15 protein-coding genes are annotated in these 16,332 nt (G+C 62.3%); 4 read left to right on the top strand and 11 right to left on the bottom strand.

Translation table 11 applies throughout. The features are described from left to right. Window positions 1-8: 8 nt before the first annotated feature. From P1N55_RS13950 to P1N55_RS13915, 8 genes are all read right to left on the bottom strand, one after another. Entirely contained in the window at window positions 9-935 is a 927-nt protein-coding gene (locus P1N55_RS13950; protein WP_276276143.1) for a winged helix-turn-helix domain-containing protein, read from the bottom strand. Between the two features lie 42 nt (window positions 936-977). Next, complete coding sequence (locus P1N55_RS13945) at window positions 978-2,180, bottom strand: MFS transporter (RefSeq protein WP_276276142.1); 1,203 nt, start codon at window positions 2,178-2,180, stop codon at window positions 978-980. 6 nt (window positions 2,181-2,186) lie between these two features. After that, a complete protein-coding gene (locus tag P1N55_RS13940; protein WP_276276141.1) occupies window positions 2,187-2,603 on the bottom strand; it encodes a DoxX family protein in 417 nt (138 codons plus the stop codon). 618 nt (window positions 2,604-3,221) lie between these two features. Then, a complete protein-coding gene (locus P1N55_RS13935; RefSeq protein ID WP_276276140.1) occupies window positions 3,222-3,542 on the bottom strand; it encodes an AzlD family protein in 321 nt (106 codons plus the stop codon). Beyond that, complete coding sequence (locus P1N55_RS13930) at window positions 3,532-4,284, bottom strand: AzlC family ABC transporter permease (RefSeq protein WP_276276139.1); 753 nt, start codon at window positions 4,282-4,284, stop codon at window positions 3,532-3,534. The genes P1N55_RS13935 and P1N55_RS13930 overlap by 11 nt, the downstream gene beginning before the upstream one ends. 26 nt (window positions 4,285-4,310) lie before the next feature. Then, on the bottom strand, window positions 4,311-5,441 hold the full coding sequence (locus P1N55_RS13925; protein WP_276276138.1) for a citrate synthase/methylcitrate synthase: 1,131 nt from the start codon (window positions 5,439-5,441) through the stop codon (window positions 4,311-4,313). Then, entirely contained in the window at window positions 5,438-6,415 is a 978-nt protein-coding gene (locus P1N55_RS13920; protein WP_276276137.1) for a glutathione S-transferase family protein, read from the bottom strand. The genes P1N55_RS13925 and P1N55_RS13920 overlap by 4 nt, the downstream gene beginning before the upstream one ends. Beyond that, on the bottom strand, window positions 6,415-7,266 hold the full coding sequence (locus P1N55_RS13915) for a DsbA family oxidoreductase (RefSeq protein ID WP_276276136.1): 852 nt from the start codon (window positions 7,264-7,266) through the stop codon (window positions 6,415-6,417). Before P1N55_RS13915 ends, P1N55_RS13920 begins: the two co-directional genes overlap by 1 nt. Window positions 7,267-7,765: 499 nt before the next feature. Between P1N55_RS13915 and P1N55_RS13910 the strand changes: the two genes are divergently transcribed. Next, on the top strand, window positions 7,766-7,981 hold the full coding sequence (locus tag P1N55_RS13910; RefSeq protein ID WP_276276135.1) for a DUF7511 domain-containing protein: 216 nt from the start codon (window positions 7,766-7,768) through the stop codon (window positions 7,979-7,981). 411 nt (window positions 7,982-8,392) lie between these two features. On the opposite strand, the gene P1N55_RS13905 is transcribed toward P1N55_RS13910, so the two are convergent. Further along, on the bottom strand, window positions 8,393-8,680 hold the full coding sequence (locus P1N55_RS13905) for a hypothetical protein (protein ID WP_276276134.1): 288 nt from the start codon (window positions 8,678-8,680) through the stop codon (window positions 8,393-8,395). 47 nt (window positions 8,681-8,727) lie between these two features. Here P1N55_RS13905 and P1N55_RS13900 point away from each other — a divergent pair, with 47 nt between their 5' ends. After that, the gene (locus P1N55_RS13900; protein ID WP_276278737.1) at window positions 8,728-13,503 is read left to right on the top strand and encodes a PAS domain S-box protein; all 4,776 of its coding nucleotides are present in this window, start codon (window positions 8,728-8,730) and stop codon (window positions 13,501-13,503) included. Here the strand turns inward: P1N55_RS13900 and P1N55_RS13895 are convergent, their stop codons facing one another. Further along, a complete protein-coding gene (locus P1N55_RS13895) occupies window positions 13,504-14,232 on the bottom strand; it encodes a hypothetical protein (RefSeq protein ID WP_276276133.1) in 729 nt (242 codons plus the stop codon). Between P1N55_RS13895 and P1N55_RS13890 the strand changes: the two genes are divergently transcribed. Then, entirely contained in the window at window positions 14,197-14,706 is a 510-nt protein-coding gene (locus P1N55_RS13890) for a hypothetical protein (protein ID WP_276276132.1), read from the top strand. The two genes, P1N55_RS13895 and P1N55_RS13890, sit on opposite strands and share 36 nt — an antisense overlap. Window positions 14,707-15,117: 411 nt before the next feature. Then, window positions 15,118-15,534, top strand: coding sequence for an ArsR/SmtB family transcription factor (locus P1N55_RS13885; RefSeq protein ID WP_276276131.1), 417 nt, complete (start codon window positions 15,118-15,120; stop codon window positions 15,532-15,534). Window positions 15,535-15,606: 72 nt separating this feature from the next. On the opposite strand, the gene P1N55_RS13880 is transcribed toward P1N55_RS13885, so the two are convergent. Further along, a complete protein-coding gene (locus P1N55_RS13880; RefSeq protein WP_276276130.1) occupies window positions 15,607-16,014 on the bottom strand; it encodes an ArsR/SmtB family transcription factor in 408 nt (135 codons plus the stop codon). Window positions 16,015-16,332 lie beyond the last annotated feature (318 nt).

Here is a 16,332-nt window from a genome sequence, read left to right as displayed (position 1 = left end):
ACTACTCGTCACTCCTTGGTGGTGACTGCGAACGACTCCTCAACGATGAATGCCAGCGAGTCCGTCGCATCTGGCATCGAGACTTCGACACGCATGGGGTCCGTTTGCTGGACCGTGACGGCACCGGCGTCAACGACAAATCCGAGGTCCCACAGCGGTGTCTCTCGGGCGTCGATATCTGCAGCATGAAGCTGGCCCGTGACTGCCGGCCGTGTCAGGAGGACGACGCCGACCGGAATGAAGCTGTAGAAGCTACATCGCTCGCAGTCGACCGCCACGACCGCAGGATGGTCGCGGGCGAAGTACTCGTCGTATCGATCGAGCTGCTCGATAACATCGACGCATGCTCCCTGCTCGTGGACGCGGCTGGTCAGTTCGCGGTCGACGTGACCGGCGCAGAACGGACAGATGCCGTCGAGGGCACACGACCAGATGAGTTTCGTCCGCCTGTCGAACGCCGCAACGATGGCGTCGCTGTCGCGGCCAGCGGTTCCACCGGGATCGAACGGCCACTCTAGCGCCCGATTCCCGCACACAGGACAACGAATCCGGGCGATGTAATCGGTGTCGTATTCGAAGGTCAGTTGCTCCCCGCACTCCCGGCAGTCATCGTCTAACTCGACCGGCCCGACCGTGACCTGATCATGAAAGACTCCACTCTGAATCGCATCGAGAACGCGGTGGCCGGGGTACTGCAGTTCGTAGCCCTCGTCGGTCTTCGCGACGAACTGATCCTGTAGCTCCGAGAGATGGTAGGTGAAACTGCCCGAGTCACGTTCACCCACTGTTTTCCGAAGTTCGGAGAAAGATAACGAAAACCCTGGTGCATCCCACAGTGCGAGCAGAATCTCCAATCGGAGATCGTGGCTCAGGGTCATAAACGCCGATTCAGCGTCAGTTGCGACCTGAGTTCTGTCAGACTGCTCACTTGCCATATGTGTTGACTCCTCACAGTCCAGTATAAATATGGAGTGCTGTCAGAAGTCGACTGTGAGGACACTCAGTACCACAGCTGCTAGGGTGGCTCCAACACTCCCGGAGAGGAGCGTGCTCTGGTAGCCGATTGCGCCGCCGAGAAGTGTGAACAGTGCCGGGCCAACAGCTTGACTGATCCCGATAGTCGTTGTCTGGAGACTCATCACGCCGCCCCGAACCTCGTCTGGAGCTAAGACACTAATCCTGGCAAAGAGCGTGGGGGTGACAAGACCACTCCCAGCACCGAACACGAGCAGTCCGCCGATTAGCAGCGGGGGCGTGTCTGCGAGGGCGACGCCGAGAAAGCCGAGTGCGTACAGGGCAAAGCCGGCGGTGAGCAGAGTCGTCGTCGAAGCTCCTGCAGCCAGCTTTCCGTTCTGTGTTGAGACGGCAGCTGTAACCAGTAAGACAGTGCTAGTAACGAGCCCCACCGTTGTGGGGGGAAAGCCGAACGCATCAGCGAGGTAGAAGGGCAGGGCGGTGTATAGCCCACCGAAGAGGAGGGTAAAGGAGACGAACATGATGCCGTACAGGGTGAGAGCTCGACGAGTCGGAATGAGAGTAAGAGCCTCACGGATGTAGCCCCGATCAGTACCACTCGGTGGAGTCTCGCGCTCGTCGAACGCGAATAGCACCAATCCCGCAACCGGCAGCGTGAACGCATACATGAGGAACGGTGCGTTCCAGGCGCGAGCTGCGAGATAGCCTCCAATCACGGGATAGGCTGCGGTCCCGAGAGAGAGCATCGCCGACGTGACGCCCATGACGGAGTCGTGTTGGCGGCCGGAGTATCGGTCGCCGACCGCGGTCATCGCAAGTGCAGCGAGGATACTCCCGGCGGCAAACCCCTGAAAGACACGCAAGCCGAGCGCGACTGTGAAGTCGTTCGTGAATGCGATGACGGTACCAGCGAGTCCGAAGATGGCAAGGGAACCTGAGAGAACATACCGCCGACCGATGCGGTCGGCGAGCGCGCCGATGACCGGAGCAAGCAGTATCCCAGGGAGGGCGTACAGTGTGATGAACAGGCCAGCGCGAGACTCGGAGACGCCAAATACGGACTGGATTTCGGGGAGTGCCGAACTGATCAGCGGCACGTCCATGGGCGTCATCAGTGTGGCTGCGAGGATGGCGACCAAGACTGGCGAACGCCATGGAACAGCTGCTGATCGCTCAGTACTCGATGACGTCTCGGGTATTCCCATGGATTATCAGAGTCCGATCCCGACTGCAAGCGGCCAGGCGACCGTCGAGAGCGCGAGGAAGACCAGTGCGCTCCCGATCAGACCGACGTTTTTCAGAAAGTGAATCTGTTCGTTCTGTCGGTCCTGTCCGTCCATGGTCCAGAAGTCGTGCATGATGACCGTGATGGGGACGAGGAAGGCGATCACTGCCAGTGCGCCGACAGCGGGGAAGATTCCGGTGAGGACTGCGAGTGCGCCAGCAATCAGGCCGAAGCTTCCCAGGGGGACGCTGACCGACGCCAGCGGTGCTCCCTTGCTTTTCGCGTACCCGACCGAGGATTCGAGGTCGAGCAAGTTACCCAACGCGAGGTAACTGATGACGAGTGTGAACAGTACTCGACTTCCGAGGAACGCTGTCCCAGCCAGTGCCGAGGAGAACACCATCAGACACCACCTCCCGTACTGGAGACACGTGGGAGACTGTTCGTCCGTACGGTACCGACCGTCGCGGTTCGAATGTCGGTTGCTGACATCGTTGCAGATGGTGGGACGATCGTTCGAGGAATATACCTCAGGCAAGTTACACTAAACCAGGTTTCCCGTGCTAAATCACGGGCAGTTTCGAGACAGAGACGGCCTCGAAGACGAGTGAGACGACTCCGTAACCGCTGCTGGTAACGGAGTTCTTCGGGCGTGCCGACGACCAGATAGCCGGATCTCCTCGCCGAGTACGCCCAGTGCAATCCCGGGACTGACGAGAGGGGCGCGGCCACGTCCCCCGCATTCGTGGTTCATGAGAGATTTGGTACTGTCCCCGGGCCGGTCACCGTGTAGTCGTGGGACCGAGAACCGAGGCAGTCGCCGGAAGAACTGGCCTTGGGACTCGCGACCCCTCGGGGACTGCCAGCAAACCCGGCGACGGCAGCCCGGACCCGGAGGCTCGTACGTTCGGCCTGATCGGACCGGATGCGAGCGCCGCCAAAGCACACGAGCGAACCAAATACGTGGTGACTGCTGTTGATGTCCCGTCGATACCGTAGAAGAGTTCCAGGAGAGGTGCCACTACACGATGACGGCACCACGACGGCGGACGATGAGGAGCGTGCCGATACCGACGACCATCGCGAGCAGGACGCTCTCCGTCCGGTGAGCGACGACGAGCACGGCGATTCCGGCCACCCACTCACTCGGGCCACCCTCCAACAATCGAACGGCCAGAATCGCAACGAGGATGCCGCCGGGGAGCGCGTCGAGGCCGTCGCGGACCGTGTCTGACGGCTCAACTCGGTCTAATGCCCAGAACCCTCCGGCCTTTGTCGCGTACGTGACGATACTCATCCCGACCACAACTACGAGCGCGGTCAGCGACGCGTCACCGAACATCGCACATCACCCCGGTAAGACTCGCAGCGAGTCCCCCCGCCAAGATATACCACGGGCCAGGCAGAACTGCTTCCACGCCGACGGCAACGACGGCAGCCACAATCCATGAGACGAGGGACTCTCGACCCTCCCAAAAGCTAACCAGTAATGCCAGAAAGATCGCCGGTAGGACGAACCCCAGACCGTAGGTCTCCGGATTACCGATTCGGCCACCAGCGACCGCGCCGATGGCTGTGGCGACGACCCAGAAGACCCAGATCGCCAGTCCACTCCCGAGAAGAAATGCTCCGCGCCCGTTGCCAGCACGGAGATCCTGAATCGTGAGTGCCCAGTTCTCGTCTGCCATGAAAAAGAGGCTGATATACGCCTTTCGAGATGAGAGCCGTGTAAACCACGGGCGCAAAGACGCACCCATCAGTAGGTACCGGAGATTGACTACCAACGTTGTTCCAATTATCGCGACGGCAGGAATCGGCCAGTCCCAAAGTTCGACTGCGATGAGTTGTGCTGCTCCTGCCAACACGGTCGCACTCATTACCACGGCAGTGAGGAGACTCAGGCCAGCTTCACGCGCAAGAACACCAAATACGAGGCCATAGGCACCGACTCCGAGGGCAACCGGAACGCACGTGACGAAGCCAGCTCGGATACCGTCACGGGAAAACACGAGCCGTTCGTTCTCGCTTTCGGCTGACGTATCCTCCTCTCCAGACGACGAAGTACCAGCTGATTCCGCGTCCATTTGTGGCATATTCAGGCTTCACCTTGTTACCGTTCTTCGATTGGTATCCACGACCGCTGTGTGTCACCGATGTAGTGAGAGGCAGGCCGGATCAGTCGATTGTCATCTAACTGTTCGAGTGCGTGAGCCATCCAGCCACCGACCCGAGAGATAGCGAACGTGGTCGTGAAGAGGTCTTTCGGGATACCGAGGCCGTCAAGTAGGATTGCCGTGTAGAATTCGACGTTGGTCTCCAGCCGCCGATCAGGCGTGTGTTCCGCTAACAGGCCAGTGGCGATCTCCTCGAACTCTTGAGCAGCTTCGAAGAAGTCGGCGTCGCCGCCCTCAGTGTAGAAGCGCTTCGCAGCTGATTCTAGTACACCTGCTCTCGGGTCACGTGCGCGATACACACGGTGGCCGAAGCCCATCAGGCGCTCTCCAGCGTCCAGCGTTTCACGGACGTACCCTGCTGCATCGCCAGTCTCGTGCACTTCCCGAAGCATTTCCAGAACCGGGCCGGGTGCGCCCCCGTGGAGGGGACCTTTGAGCGTCCCGACCGCAGCCGTCGCCGCAGAGACGAGATCCGATTCTGTAGAGACGACGACGCGTGCGCTGAACGTGGACGCATTCAATCCGTGGTCGGCGACAGTATTCAGGTAGGTTTCGAGCGCAGCGACTTCGGCTTCTGATGGCTCCTCGCCGGTGAGCATGTAGAGGTAGTTCGCCGCGTGTCCCAGGTCGTCGCGGGGGGTGACCGGTTCTGTCCCCTCGCGGTATCGCCAGTAGGTCGCTACGATCGTGGGGAAAACTGCAATCACCCGATGGACCTCCTCAGCTGGGCCTTGCTCTGCAACGCCCAGGTTTGCTGCGGCGACGCCCATCCGGAGGGCATCCATTGCTGGCTTCCCCTCTCGGGCTGCACGCTGGAGAACAGCCCGAACGTCCTCGCTAATCTGGCGGTGTGACGACAGCGCAGCCCGGAAATCGGAATATTCCGTGGATGTCGGCAGCCGGCCATTCAGCAGGAGGAAGACCGTTTCCTCGTAGCGTGCATTACTGGCGAGTTCATCGATTGGGAACCCATGAATGGCCAGCGTTCCCTGTTTACCGTTGATTTGACTCAGACGCGTCTCCGCAACAGCGATACCTTCGAGGCCAGGGTTGAGGAGATCAGTCATGTGTTTGCCTCGTCGATTACAGTGGATTCATCGGACAACTCGTCTCGTTCATGCGGGGTTGCCCAGTCCTGTTCGGGTCCTACCGGGACAAATCCGGTTGGATTGATGTCGTCGTGACTCCGATAGTAGTGTGCTTTGACGTGGTTCATGTTGCAGGTCTTTGGGACCCCAGCCGTCTGGTAGAGATCTCGGGCGTAGGCCCAAAGGTGGTCGAAGTCAGGGAGGCGACGGACGTTGCACTTGAAGTGGGTGTGGTAGACAGCGTCGAACCGATACAGCGTCGGAAAGAGGAACACGTCTGCAAGGGTGAGCGCATCACCGACGACGTATCGGCGGGTAGAGAGTGTGTCGTCCCATCGAGACATCGCATCGAAGAGTTCCTGCACGGCCGTTTCGTATGCAGCCTGCGAGTCGGCGAACCCGGCCCGATAGACACTACTGTTGATCGAGGTGTGGATGTCCTCGATAGCGTCATCGATTTGCTCTCGGAGGAACTCAGGGTAGAGATCTCTTGGTTTCGACGCGTAATCGCCGAATTCGGTGGCGAGCATCCGGGCAATCGCTGCTGACTCCTCGTGGACGATAGTGTCGGTGCCCCGGTCGTAGAGGATGGGAACGGTCACTCGGCCAGTGTAGTCGGGGGCTACCTCTTGATAGACCCCGTAGAGCGTGTCGTGGCCGTGCACCGAATCCAGGGTGCAATTTGTCTTCTCCGGGGAGAATTCCCACCCCTGGTCGTGGCGGACAGGGTCAACGACGTCAACGGAGATAGCGTCTTCCAGGCCGAGCAGACGTCGGGTGAGCGCCGTCCTGTGCGCCCACGGACACGCCCGTGAGAGGTAAAGGTGGTACCGGCCCGCTTCCGCGGGATAGGTGGCATCTTCGGCATTCTCGATGTGGTCGTCGAAGGTGTCGTGAGTATACTGGTCTCGCGTGGCATCAGGGTCCCACTCGCCGTCGTGGAGCAGTCCCATCAGCGGCCACCTCCGACGGTCGAATGCCAGAAGAAACCGTTGCCACGGGCTTCGCGACGTACCACCCCATCGTCACCGAGCGATTCCAGTACCTGTCGTGCTTTTCCGTCGTCGAGTTCGTACACTTCTGCAATCTCCCGCGTCGCAACCGGCCCGTAGTCGGCGATGAATTGCCGCATCGGTGGGGGTGATGACAGCTCCACGGTAGGATCAACTGCCATCAGGGCGGCCACCAGTTCCGCAAACGACTGGTAGCCCGCTGCCTGCTCGTCACCGACCGGCCCGTCGATGTGGTACGTCGGGAACGCCCGAACTCCCGCCTGTCGGGTTCGAGAGAGATCCCTCTCGAGTGCTGCCCGAGCAGTTCCGTCGTCCAGTGCCGCAGTGAATTCATCGATATCGAGGCCGACCGACTCCGCAATCGTCACCTGTTCTTCCCGGTGGTTGACGTTACGGACCTGTGTAGCGTACACCTCACGAAGGCGGCGCAGATATCGATGTGCCAGTTCGGTATCCTGTAGGCGTGCAGCGGTGAAGGCCTCGCTTGCGGGATACGTCGACTGTGCCGGATCAGTTTCGAAGATCTGCGTATCGACCGGCATTCCGTGATGTCGAGATGCTTCCTCCCAGTGTGGGCCAACATCACTAGGTTCTGTGATGTCGTTGGCAGCGTCGTAGAACTCGTCGAAGTCTTCTACCAGGCCGCCCATGACGTATCTGAGCTCTATCTGGTCGCCGAGTACGGTCCGGAGACGGCGCATGATCGGTTCCGACCCCCAGCACCACGTGCACATCGGGTCGGTGAACTGGGTTATCGTAGGCCGCTCGTTCGCGGTTTCCGTCGAAGACATATGAGTGGCCACACCCCGCCAGGGGATATATCTCAGGCAAATTACAATAAATCAGGTTTAGTACGGGAAACTGGAGCCCGCCGGTGCTGTAGGTAGACCCTGAACCGTCCCGGATCGACACCCAGACACAGAAGTGGTCAGTCGGACCGCCCCCAATTACTGGCGGGATAATCGTCGTCTACATCACGTTCAAGTACGTTACTGAGGGGGAAGGGAAGGGCACGAGACAGCCGAGTGGGGTCTGTCAAGGGGCAATTGACCGCCCGCTCGGCTGCCACCAGGGGATGATGGGGGGGCGAGCATGTCGGATACTTTTCGGTGACCGCCTCCGACCGGCGGCTACCTGCACGTACTTGCCGGGGTGTAATCAAGCCCCCCAGCGTGTCTCTGACGCTGAAACACTGGGGGGTTGTGTCGGCGGGACAACCAGAGGGACGGCCGTCTCAGTTCCCGAAACGCTGCTCCCCGTATTACTATCCCGCCACCCGTTGGGCTAGATATGACCGACTTCGATGTCCGAGAGAGAACGGTTGCCCCGGTCGACGAAAAATTCCAGCGACCCGAGGCGGATCCAGCGCCGTCACAGCTCGATGTGGGTCTGGACCCCGAATCCAACCGAGCCACCGTGGTTCCGGATCGCCCTGAAGCCGACACGACAACTGCGTGGATCACTGCCGACGTCGAGGTGCTCATAGACGTTTCCGAAATGCAGTGAGAGCACGCTGTCGGCGGAACCTCGGTTGACATCGTTGGACCGCTCAGCCCGCTGGGAGCCGATAGCCAGATCAGCAGTGACGCCGGGGCGATCGACGGCGTCACAGCGACGACGCTACGCGTCGAATCCGGGCGATGCCGACAGTACTCGCCACCTGGGGTGTAGCCCCGCTACTCGTCAGCTATCGACGCTTCGCCGGCACGACTCGCTGGGGTACGTTGCGCGAACGCACCACTCCTTGCGGTGCTGCGGCGTCTGGACGCCGTGGTGACTCCGTACCATCAATTTACGGGGTTCGAGTGTCAGCTAGTATCTATGTTTGCAGGTGGCTCTCGCTCGTTTTCGTTCCTGCTTGTGGGGGCAGATCCGGACAGCGAGCTTCGGTCGGCACTGGAACAGGGGGCTGGGCTCTCACTCGAAACGAGCCCCACAGGAGAGACCCACGGAGACACAGCCACAGAGACCGATTGCCTGCTCGTAAGCAGCGGCCCGGGAGAGGACGATATCGTCGACATCGTGCAGCGATGGACGACTGAACAGCCGACCACACCGGTCGTCGTCCTGGGGGAGCGTGACGACGAGGAGTCCGTCGGGGACGTACTGTCGGTCGGTGCGACAGCGTGGCTTCCGCGCGGACTGGCCGAGACAGCCCCGAGCGTACTGGGAGAGCGCCTTCGGACAACCGTCGAACGAGAACACGCACAGACGAGCGCACGTGAGATATACGATAACGTCGGGGCGTCGCCATTCTCCACGATCCGGACTCGGGCGAGATGCTCCACGCAAACGAGACACTCTGTGAACTACTTGGCCACGATCGGGCCGAAGTAGAGTCGATGCGGCTCGGCGAGTTCACTGCTGATCTCCCCGGATACGACCACGAGTGGATAACGCAGGTCGTATCGAGTGTGACACAACAGGACGGGGAACTCGAGATCGAATGGCCACTCCAGACAGCCGAGGGTGGGGTCCGGTGGACAGAAGCGCGCCTGCGGACAGTCCACGTCGGTGGCCGTGAAGTAGTGCTAACGACGTCGGTGGACATCACCGAACGCCGCCGAGAGGAACGGAAGTACCGCCAGGTATTCGACAACGTCAACGACGTCATCTCCGTCCACGACCCCTGGAACGAACGGATCGTCGACGTCAATCAGACGATGACCGAGCTGACGGGATACAGCCGCGCGACGCTGCTGGAGATGGGTATCACCGGACTCAGCGTGTCCGATGCCGGCTTCGGGTCGGGAACACCCTACGAACGCCAGCAACGTGTCGCGGCGACCGGAGAAGCCGAGACCGTCGAGTGGACGATCGAAACTGCTGCCGGGGCACAGCGACGGTTAGAGACGAATCTGGCGCCGGCCACCATCGCGGGAGAGGACCGTGTCCTCGCCCTGTCACGGGATGTGACCGCGCGTACCGAGTACGAGCGACGGCTCGAACAGGAACGGGACCGCCGATCGATACTGTTCGAGAACAACCCCGACCCAGTCGTCCGGGTTCGGTTCGACGGGGACGACGAGCCGATCATCAAGGAGGTCAACCCCGCATTCGAGGCGGTCTTCGGGTACGCTGCCCAAGAGGTCGTCGGGGCGACTGTGGCCGAGATGCTCGTTCCGGAGGACGAACACGACGACTTCGACCGCTTCCGACGGCAAGCAGCGAGCGGTGACCGTGTCAACGCGACCGCACCACGGCAGACGGCGAGTGGAATCCGCGAGTTTCTCTTCAACGTAATTCACTTCGACGCTGGCCAGGGCGAGAGCGGCGTCGCCGATGCGTACGTCTGGTACACCGATGTCACGGAACGAAAGCGGCGCGAGCGAATGGTCCGCTCCCTCCACGAGTCGACCGAAGCCGTCCAGACTGCCGAGACGGCACAGGCCGTGTGCGAAGCCGTCACGGATGCCGTCAGGGACGTGCTCGACCTGACAGCGCCGACCTGCTGGCGTGAGACGGACGACGGCCCGGAACTGACTCCCGTCGTGCGTAGCGGTTCGGAGCGTGGTCTCACAGCAGGAGTTGACGGGTCCGACGTGATCGAGCCTGGTTCGGTTCCGTACGATGCGTATCAGGAGGAAGCGCTACGCGTGATCGAACCTGATACGGGCCCCGGGAACGAGCAAGCCCCGGAGACAGCGCTGATCCCCCTCGACGGTCACGGTCTCGTCACGGCAGCAGCACCGGAACCCAGGCACATCGACGCAGTCACGCTCGATGCCGCGCGGATTCTCGCCCGACACGCGACGACGGCACTCGATCGAGTCAAACAGGCTCAGGAACGCCGCGAAAGTGAGCGTCGATTCCGTCTCATCGCCGAACATATCGACGAGATCGTCTATCTCACGACGGCCGACTTCTCCGAGATGCTGTACATCAACCCGGCGTACGAGGAGATCTACGGACGGCCTGTCGAGGAGCTCTACGAGGAGCCGACATCGTTCATCGACGTCGCTCACCCGGACGACCGGGCGAGATACGAGGCCGACGTCCAGCGACTGATCGACGATGTGGCTGCCGGCGAGCCACAGGACACGTACGAAGGCCAGTATCGCATCGACCGGGACGGTGAGACGCGGTGGGTCGCAGTCACCCGATTCCCGATCCGGAACGAGCGTGGCGACGTCGACCGCGTCGTCGGCCGCGTCACGGACATCACCGAGCGAAAGCGCCGCGAGCGCGAGTACGAACAGATCTTCGAGATGGCCGGCGACGGAATCGTCGTCCACGACCCGGAGAGCGGTGACGTGGTCACCGCCAACCGACAGGTCGCCGACCTGTTGGGCTACGATCGTGATGCGTTCATCGAGCGACCGTTATCGGAGTTCCAGGCCACGGACGAGGGAGCCACTGCTGTGGAAGCCAGACGACTGATCCAGGAGTCCGCCCGTGAAGGCGGACAGGAATTCGAATGGGCCCTCGAGACGGCCGACGGTGAGACAGTATGGGTCCGAGCCAGACACGAGCTGGGCGAGATCGCGGGCGAGCAACGCATTGTCGCACTTCTGCACGACATCACCGAACGCAAGCGCCGCGAGCGCGAGTACGAACAGATCTTCGACGGTGTCACCGATTCGATCACGGTCCACGATCCTGAAACGGCAGAACTCGTCGACGTCAACGAGACGTTCTGTGACATGCTGGGCTACGACCGCGAGGAGATACTGGAGATGGGAGTCGCTGGATTCAGCGCGGCCGACCGGGGCTATACGATCGACCGCGCGAGGGAGTTCGTCGAGACGGTCCTCGATTCCGACGGGCCCAGACAGACGGAGTGGGCCGTCGAGACCAGCGACGGGGAGATCCGCTGGCTGGAGGTGAAAGGGACGAGTATCGAACTCAGTGGGGAACAGCGGTACGTCTCGCTCAACCGGGACGTCACGGATCGACGCCGTAGCGAACGAAGACTCCGTGCAGTCCTCGATCGGATCGACGAAGCGATCCTCATCACGCGTGCCGAGGCGATCACCTCCGGATCACGGGCCCCCGATTACGTGAGTTCCGGATACGAGGATATCTGGGGACAGTCTCTCGAGGAGCTCATCGAGGCGTACGACGAGGGATTCTTCAGCACGCTCCATCCGCAGGACGCAGACGCCTACCGGCAGTTCGTCGAGGACATCGTCGCGGATGTTCGAGCGGGAACGGCGACCGAGAGCTACTCCAGGGAGTACCGAATCAGTCGACACGATGGCGCGACCCGCTGGGTCAAGTCGGACTACTATCCGACTGAGTGGGACGATGGCCAGACGCGGCTCGTAATCGTCAGCCGGGACGTCACCGAGCGGAAACGGCGAGAGCGCCGTATCGCCTCGTTCGACGACGCGACCGATGACCTCGCCACGGCGAACACACCCGAAGAGGCGACGCGGATCGCTGTCGAGGCGGCTGCCGAGACCCTCAATCTCCCTGCGGTCGGGGCCTTCCTGTACGACGACGATGAGGGAGTCCTCAGACCGGAGGTGCTGGCTGGTCACCTCCCGTCAGACATGGCGAACGAGCCCATCGGTCCCGGTTCGAGCCCACTCTGGGAGGGATTCGCGGCCGGCACGAGCGTCACATCCGACGGGGGCGAACAGAGACCGGGCGCTCACAGTGAACAAGCCGACTCCGGATCCACGACAGGACTGGCGGATCTCTCGGCATGGCGCGCGCTCTCGCTGGGGAGCCACGGTACCCTCCTCGTGGGCACTCGCGACGGATCGTTAGGTGCGGAGTCGGTGCAGGCCGCCCACGTGCTCGCCGCGACGCTTGAGGCAGCACTCAATCATCTCGAAGGCAAGCGACGGCTCGCCGCTCGAGAGGCGGAACTGCGGACACAGACAGAGCGAGCGGAGCTGCTGGACCGCATCGCTCGCCTCACACAGCGGGTCGAGGCCGCGATCACCGAAGCCTCGAGCAGTGCCGACGTTGAACAGGCAGTCTGTGAACGCCTCGTCGATACGGGCCCGTACGATCTGGCGTGGATCGGCGGCGTCGACGCCGGATCCGACCGTCTCGTACCTCGCGCTGTCGTCGGGACGACGGCCCAACACGTTGACTCAATGGATCTGACGACGGCGGGTGAGACTGTGGATCCACACCCCGCAGTCGAGGCCTGGACGAGCGACCAACTGCAGGTAGTGGACTCGCTCGTCGCCGACGGGCCAGCAGACGACTGGCGGCGGATCGGTCTCTCCGAGGGGTACCAGTCCCTCTGTGCGGTCCCGCTGACATACGACGACATCACGCGTGGCGTGTTGACTGTGGGCGCCGAGTCACCCAACGAGTTCGGCGAGCGCGAACGGGACGTCCTCTCCCAGCTTGGCACCAGCATCGCAAACGCGCTGGCGGCGATCGAGCGCCGCCGAGCCCTCGAGTCCGACGAGACCGTCGAACTTGAGTTCCGCGGTGAGGGCGAAGGGCTCCCGTTCGCGCAGGCGGCGACCGAAGCGGACTGTCGTGTCAGGCTCGAACGGACCGCTGCTGGACAGGAGGGAACCACGAGCCTGTATTTCAGTTTCGAAGGCGATGGACCGACCGACGTGGTCGAGATCGCCGAACAGCGCCTCCCCGGGACAGTCGACGTCGTCACTGACGGGTCGGAATCGACCCTGGTCGAGGCGCATGCGACTGACTGGTTTGGCTCCCCGATCGCCGAGTACGGGGGTATTCTCCGGGAGGCTGTCGCAGATCCGGACGAGACGACCATCCTCGTCGAGGTCCCGCGAGAAGCGGATGTCCGCTCGTTTGTCGAACGGATTCGGGACGTTGCCCCGTCGCTTGCACTCACCGCCCAGCGTCAGCACCAGCGCCGGGACCGGACACCGTCCGAGCTGAGCGAGCAGGTCCGAACCGCGCTCACCGACCGGCAACTCGAGGTGGTCCGAACGGCACTCTCCGCGGGGTACTTCGAGTGGCCCCGTGAACACGACGGGAGCGAGGTCGCGACTCGGCTGGATATCACACAGCCGACGTTCAACAAACACCTCCGTCTCGCAGAGCAACAGACGTTCGAACTGCTATTTGGCGATGGAGACTGACTACCGGGACTGATCAGCGGGGCTGGCTCCGTCCGACTGGATCGCCCGGAGCCGACTATCGAGGAACGAGCCCAGCGCCAGTTGTCGGAGTTCAGCGACCCGCTCCAGTACCGTCGGGGCCGATTCCAGGGCCGGGTAGGCGTGGTCTCCCCTCGTTTCGCGGACTGTCCGTCGAAGCGCGCCGAGCCGCTGGGAGCGCTGGCGCGTGTACGCATCGATCACGTCCGACACCGGGCGGGCCTCGCGCATCAGTTCGGAGAGAAATCCGAGCCCACTCTCGATGCCGAACCAGGGCGAAAACCCGGTCGCTGGCACCGTCGGATAGGCCGCTGTGCCACAGGCCACTACCCGATCGGTTCCCCACCGTATCCGGTCGCTGTCGCCACAGTCGACGCACTGTCGAACCCTCGTTGACTCCCACTCATCCGCTGGGGGGAGGTCGATCCGGGTCCCGGGGACACCCTCGTCGGTCAGGGCGTGGAAGACGTCGCCGGGCGAGGTCGAAGCAACTGGTGTCCGAGGGATCGTGAGACGGACGAGCGTGTCCGCGCCGCCAGCGACGGGGAGCCGTTGTGCGACGGCGTTCGAATACCAGACCTCCCGAACCTGCGGCGAGTCGACTGTCTGCGTGTCGACCACCGCCTCGTACTGTGCCAGCGTCGCTGGGTCTGACGTCTCGGTGCGCGCCAGACGATGCGCCACGCCGTCGGGAGTGGCATCGACGAGCACGTCGAACCACTCCGTGATGCCATCCTCGAACGCGACTTCCAGCCCATCGTCTCGTGCCGAGAGCGCGGCGAGAGCGCGATCCGTGCTGCGCTGTCGATCCGGAAGCGTCGCTTCGAGGGCGTCTGTGAGCCACGGCGTATCCACGACGACTGCGCCTGGATCGCCTCGACTGCTGGACACCGAACTGACAGACGACGGTTCCGCCGAGGCGCTGGCCTGTGTGAACGAGACACGCTGGACCGGAACTCCGTGATCGGACGAGGCTGTGTCGATCGCGAGCGTATCCAGGACCCGACACGCCGGCAGAGAGAGGAACGTCGCTCGCGACTCGATAGCGCCACCGGACTGGCACACGAGGAGTGGATCGTAGCCCTGCCGATGGAGCAAGCTGGTGAGTGTGAGCCCGACGACGGTATCTCCCACGACGAGTACCTGTCTATCGCGACGGGGGTCGCTGGCGTCGGTTTCCAGTAACCAGTTCTGCCACGAGACGCTGTCGGTAGTGTGTGTCTCCCGCGTGGTAGCTGGCTCGGCTCCCTCGTCAGTTGCGGGGGGAGCCGCCGAGTCCGGACACTGGCCGGCGGTCATCTCGCTGGACTCCCTCGCCGACTCGGACAGTAGCGGTGACTTGCGCTGCTGGGGATCGATGGGGCTAGGTAGCGTGTGAGGTGGCGACGCGGTTCGGAGGGCCGACGAATCCGCATACAGCTTTCCGATCGGTTCGCCTCGCATCTAAGTCCCCACGCCGTGTTTCACCGACCGCAACACCGGGTAGTGGCAGTGACGGCGATCCGTAGCCCGTGTCACAGAGCCACGACACAATACTACTAGCCAGGGGGTCCCTGGCGAGACAACGTCAGTTGACAGTAGGTTTGGGATGCTGTCGTGATACAGCCTTACGCAGAGCAGAAAATGTCAGCCACCCACACGACAGCTACCGAGGACGCAGAGGGGGGCACGGACACGCTCCCGTCGAGAGAGATTCTCACGCGACTCAACGCAGCATACGCACAGGATATCCTGGAGATGATCAGTACAGAGGCCAAGCCCGCGCGTGAGATCGCTGTCGAGTGTGGCGCCTCCCGGGCGACGGTGTACCGACGGTTGAATTCCCTCAAGGAGGCAGGACTCGTCGAGACGGAGATGCAGTACGATGGCAATGGTAATCACCGGACCGTGTTCGAAACGAACTTCGAATCGCTTGCCCTGGAGATGACCGTTGACGGACTCACGGTGACGTTTAGCGGCGCCGGTGGAGGCCACTCCTCGACCGGGTCGCGGCCATCGGCCGCTGGTGACTGATAACGGTTGCAGTGTTCGGGGGGTCGTGGGGCGGGGTGCTAGCGTCCTGCTCGTTCACCACCAGACGCGGCGTCAGTCGTCACCGTTCGCCAGCCTGCCTACCGTGGGAGAAGTCGTGTTGGTCTCGACGGTGACGGTCCGTTCGTGACCGCCGGCGACGAGGACCAGCGGGGCCCCAGCCGGAGCGAAGACGTCCATCTCGACGCCTTTTTTCGAGTACCACTGCTCGACGACGGTTATGAGGTTCGCCTCGAGAAGGTTCTCGACGTGATAGCCGACGTTCTGGATGGAGGTGTCGACCCGTTCAGCAAGTTCCGATTGCGTCGCCGGGTCTCGATACAGTTCTGCCAGCACGGCCCGGCTGATGTCTGATCCGAGCGTGGAAAATACTTCGTCGGCGTCCTCGTCGTCGAGGGTGACGACCCGGGAATCCGGATCCGGGCGATCAACGAGTGGTTTCTGTGGGAGCAGGTGACTCATACACCGGTGTTGGGTACCACCCAACTGAAACGATTCCACTACATCTGTCGATACCGCTGCCGGAGGCGGGCTATACTACTAGCCGCTACCGTGGTCATCGACTGGTCGAGTGAGGGCCAGCCGTGCGTAGCGAGGGAACCATTGTCACCGATCTACGTTCCCCATGATTGTCGAGGCTCCCCAGCGTCGCGACGAGGGCAGCGACGTACCAGACATCCGGGAACACGAAGCGACAGCTCGAACGGTACGAACCCAGATCGCTGAACAGGGCAGGCCGACCTCGCAGAAGCCGGGAGTGCAGTTCACACAATCGTTCGA

This window comes from Haloarcula regularis (genome assembly GCF_029338315.1).
GTDB lineage: Archaea > Halobacteriota > Halobacteria > Halobacteriales > Haloarculaceae > Haloarcula > Haloarcula regularis.
Note: the sequence above shows the minus strand (reverse complement) of the source record. Positions and strands in the feature narration are given on the sequence as shown.

Bases quoted from the DNA above. Each gene is read 5' to 3' on its own strand.
- P1N55_RS13950 (WP_276276143.1), bottom strand. From the start codon at position 935: ATGGCAAGTGAGCAGTCTGACAGAACTCAGGTCGCAACTGACGCTGAA.
- P1N55_RS13945 (WP_276276142.1), bottom strand. From the start codon at position 2,180: ATGGGAATACCCGAGACGTCATCGAGTACTGAGCGATCAGCAGCTGTT.
- P1N55_RS13940 (WP_276276141.1), bottom strand. From the start codon at position 2,603: ATGGTGTTCTCCTCGGCACTGGCTGGGACAGCGTTCCTCGGAAGTCGA.
- P1N55_RS13935 (WP_276276140.1), bottom strand. From the start codon at position 3,542: ATGTTCGGTGACGCGTCGCTGACCGCGCTCGTAGTTGTGGTCGGGATG.
- P1N55_RS13930 (WP_276276139.1), bottom strand. From the start codon at position 4,284: ATGGACGCGGAATCAGCTGGTACTTCGTCGTCTGGAGAGGAGGATACG.
- P1N55_RS13925 (WP_276276138.1), bottom strand. From the start codon at position 5,441: ATGACTGATCTCCTCAACCCTGGCCTCGAAGGTATCGCTGTTGCGGAG.
- P1N55_RS13920 (WP_276276137.1), bottom strand. From the start codon at position 6,415: ATGGGACTGCTCCACGACGGCGAGTGGGACCCTGATGCCACGCGAGAC.
- P1N55_RS13915 (WP_276276136.1), bottom strand. From the start codon at position 7,266: ATGTCTTCGACGGAAACCGCGAACGAGCGGCCTACGATAACCCAGTTC.
- P1N55_RS13910 (WP_276276135.1), top strand. From the start codon at position 7,766: ATGACCGACTTCGATGTCCGAGAGAGAACGGTTGCCCCGGTCGACGAA.
- P1N55_RS13890 (WP_276276132.1), top strand. From the start codon at position 14,197: ATGCGCCACGCCGTCGGGAGTGGCATCGACGAGCACGTCGAACCACTC.
- P1N55_RS13880 (WP_276276130.1), bottom strand. From the start codon at position 16,014: ATGAGTCACCTGCTCCCACAGAAACCACTCGTTGATCGCCCGGATCCG.